Consider the following 3,644-nt stretch of genomic DNA (forward strand, 5'->3'; position numbering starts at 1 on the left):
AGTATAACAGTAACTGGGACGGTTTTTAAGTACACTATTTTATTTGACGCTTACTTTTATTTGACGCTTACATTGAAGCCTTCTAAGCAGCCGTTAGAATAGCTGAAAGTAGCACCATTCAAGACAGCTCTCAGGTTATGTTTGAAGGTAAGTAGAGTTTTATGCATTAGAGGGCCTACTCCCGCCTTGGAATGGATGACTCTTTTAAGCATATCTGTATCTTCATTTTTCAATGCTTGGAAGAAGTCCTGCATTAAGTTGTAGGAACTTTTAAGTCTCTCGCTGCACTCAATGCCTTCTGCTACGATCTGCTCTTGAGTAAGATAATCCTTGTAGTGCCAATTGTAATGCGGATGTACCTTGTCCAAGTCTTTGTAGTTTTTAAGATAGAGTTTCCAGGGAGATTTGAGCAGTTGATATTGATGCGATCTCTTGTCGAATCTCTTCATAGTGGATACTCTGAAAGAGTTGAGCGACCGGGTAAGCATTTGAACCATGTGGAAGCGATCGATGACGATCTGAGCTTTAGGTAAGCAAGCTCTAACGATATCCTGATAGTAAAAATTTAGATCCATGGTGACAGTTTTGACATTATCGCGTGCTTGTGGTGTGAATTTGCCAAAGTATCTAAGTAAATGTTTTTTCAGCCGTGTTCTGAGAATCTGGACGACTTCATGTTTTTCTCCATCAAGACAGATAAAGTGCGCTTGCGATCGACGCCTTTGAATTCGTCAAAAGCCAGGTGTTCTGGCAGATAATTATAACCGTCGATAAAACGATGTGAACAGGAAGCCAGCACTCGTTGAACAGTGTTGACCGATACATTGTGCTCACGGGCAATGCTAGTCATGGAGCGATCTTCTGTTAGTGCACTTAAGACTTTAGCTTAGAAGCATTGGAGATACAACAGTATTTATCAGCCAGATGAGACTGAGCCATTGAGCGCTTTTTGCAGTCCCGACACAATACTCTCTGTTTAAGTAGTCTGATGATTACTGGTCTGCTGGCATTGGCAGTAAGATAGCGGATTTCAGTTTTCAAGCGTCCATTGTGAACCAAGCTGACTGAGCCGCAGTAAGGACATGCAGGCTGGATCAGCACTGCTTGATAAATCTTCTGCTTAATACCATGATCAATGCGATAAAAATAATCTTCAAAAATTATGTTAGAGTTTTCAGTATCAAGGGAAAATTTAATAAAATTATTGTAAGAGGACATAGTAATACCTTTGTTTATACATAGAATATTTGGTGGAACGGATTTTTATTGTAGCAGGGGGACTATGTCCTCTTTTTTATGCAATAAAAAACCTGTTAACAGCTTATCATACAGATAAGTCATCAACAGGAAAAATTATAGAGCCTTTGTTGTGATATGGATGTAGTATGAAAAGAAAAACAAAATCTAGATTAATCAAGAACAATTTTAGCTTAATATGCTATGCTGTGGCATTGTTCTGTTTCTTAGTATTTATTCATCCACTTCTTTATGGGTTGATAGGTAATGGTCAAACAATCGCTTGGTTTGTAAAGAATTATTATCCAAATGTACTACTTTAGCATTTGTTGTTTTGTTCTTGATAGCTGGTATGCTAATTGAACCCAATAGATTGAATTTGTGTTTATTTCTTATGTTGATAATTTTTGTTGCAATTCTTAAGTTTGGTCTACAGAATTTAGAACAGCCAACAATTAGTTATTGGGATTACATTGAAAGCTTTTTGGTACTTGTTTAGTCTAGGAAGGATAAGTAAGAAGAAATGATGTATTTAGCACATGGCTCAGTTGACAGTGCTATACAAGCTGCACAAATTGCCGCAGTAGCAAGTGTAATTGGTGCAATAGTTTCCATTATTATTGCTGTCTACAATAATAGAATGCGTCTTAAAGCAGAAGAGAAAATGTATGTGGCGAAGATGTATATTGAGAAGTCTGAGGAACTTTATAAGTCACCGAATGATTTATCGAATAAATTGATTGAGATTCAGAAAATTGTTATAGGAATGCATAAGCATACTTATCCTAAAGAGAAATTATCGAATAATGAGATCTATAAATCGTTTCAAGATGGCGATGTCCCTGAGATAGCAGAAATAGCAGAAATAGGAAGTTATTATCCAGAGTTGATTCCAAGTATAAAGGAATTAGATAAATCATTTTCAGATTATTGTATAAAATTGGATGATGTTGCACATACGCCTGAAGAATCAATTAAAGAATTTATGGAGAATGAAATGGCAAACTCCAGATTAGCTCTTGCAACAGTAGGAATAGAGTTACAAAAATTAGTTTTAAAAAAGTAAAAATAATGAATGATGATAATAAACCTATTTTTGATAGATTTATTGAGTGGTTAAGGAAATAGGGATAGTTGAATAACGAATCCTTTAAAGAATCTGGAATCTAAGTAATGATTTCAGCTATTATTGCTGTGTGCTACTTATTTGAGTAATTGAAAAAGACCATTTTAGATTATTAGTTAATCCAAGGCGATCTTTTATTGTTTATACGTATTTGATTGGCGTGCGAGTATTATAATATAGTCACTATTTGATTTTGTAAAAGTAAGGATATAGTAATGAGTGTGTTAGCAGTACTAGGAATTTGTTTGGTAGAAAGTATAAAGCTCCTATCTTATATCTTAGACGGTTATTCTAAAGAAATAACTAATAGCTGAATATGAAGGCTGTTACAGTTAATAATAGTAGAAAGAGAAATAAGAAGTATATAAATGTCATCGAATAAAAAAGATTGGGTAAAATTTTTTAGAAGACTATCCATAGCAGGAATAATAGGATTGTTTAGTAATATTCTTATATCAATAATTTATGAATTTGGGCTAAAAAAAAGTAATATTTTCTGTAATATTATTGAATTTTTTAATAAAAATAAAAATATTTTTTGGCCGTATGGGAAATTAGGATGCGTAGTATTATCAATAGCTATTCCTGTTGCTATTATAACTATTTCAATAAATAAATCTTATCCAAATAAAAAATTCAATTGGATTGAGTTTTTATTATTAATTTCAGTAACGTTTTTGATAATTTGGCTTGGTGTCCTTATTTTTGTTGCTCAAGATACGAGTTCCCTTTATTGGATATGGACTGATGTGATAATTTGGACAATATTATTTATTTCTGCTTTCTATAGGTATGATCAAGCTCAAGACCAAAATAATAATTCAAAAGATACACATAACAAGGTAAAAGGACAATCAAATAATAAGAAAAATTCTAAAAAATATGAGAAGTACTGGTATAAAATCAAAAATAAGATAATAAAATTAATAAATGGATTTTTGGCATTAGTATCAGTTCATTACTATTTAATAAAGAGATTATTAAGTGCTTTAGTTGCTAGCACTATTGAATTAATATTTTTCTCTATATATTTTTCAGTTAAGTTTCCCTATATTAAGTCGAGGCTAAATTTATTTTTACATTCAAAGACAAGTATAGATCAAACAGCAAATTTTGTTATTTGTAATATGGGTGCTGCGATATTTATAGGACTTCCTATTATAATTTTGATAATTGCTCTTTTTAAAGTATATGCGTTATCACAAGAGCAATCCAATACAAAATATAGAGACCGTACAATAGTTTGTGTAAGGATGAATAATTCCTTAAATTAATTTCTTAA

Annotated in this window: 2 protein-coding genes and 1 pseudogene; 2 read left to right on the forward strand and 1 reads right to left on the reverse strand. The window is 32.4% G+C overall.

Going from position 1 to position 3,644, the window contains the following annotated elements; genetic code table 11:
• Positions 1–59: 59 nt before the first annotated feature.
• Positions 60–1,218: pseudogene (locus tag CP370_RS08885) on the reverse strand (ISL3 family transposase); the annotation flags it as partial.
• 541 nt (positions 1,219–1,759) lie between these two features.
• Between CP370_RS08885 and CP370_RS08890 the strand changes: the two are divergent.
• Together CP370_RS08890 and CP370_RS08895 are read left to right on the forward strand one after the other, a co-directional pair.
• Entirely contained in the window at positions 1,760–2,302 is a 543-nt protein-coding gene (locus CP370_RS08890) for a hypothetical protein (protein ID WP_087712896.1), read from the forward strand.
• Positions 2,303–2,730: 428 nt separating this feature from the next.
• A complete protein-coding gene (locus tag CP370_RS08895) occupies positions 2,731–3,636 on the forward strand; it encodes a hypothetical protein (RefSeq protein WP_087712897.1) in 906 nt (301 codons plus the stop codon).
• Positions 3,637–3,644 lie beyond the last annotated feature (8 nt).

Source organism: Lactobacillus sp. UMNPBX19 (genome assembly GCF_002553805.1).
Classification (GTDB): domain Bacteria; phylum Bacillota; class Bacilli; order Lactobacillales; family Lactobacillaceae; genus Lactobacillus.

Excerpts from the sequence above, each read along its gene's own strand:
- CP370_RS08895 (WP_087712897.1), top strand. The coding sequence starts at position 2,731 with ATGTCATCGAATAAAAAAGATTGGGTAAAATTTTTTAGAAGACTATCC.
- CP370_RS08890 (WP_087712896.1), top strand. The coding sequence starts at position 1,760 with ATGATGTATTTAGCACATGGCTCAGTTGACAGTGCTATACAAGCTGCA.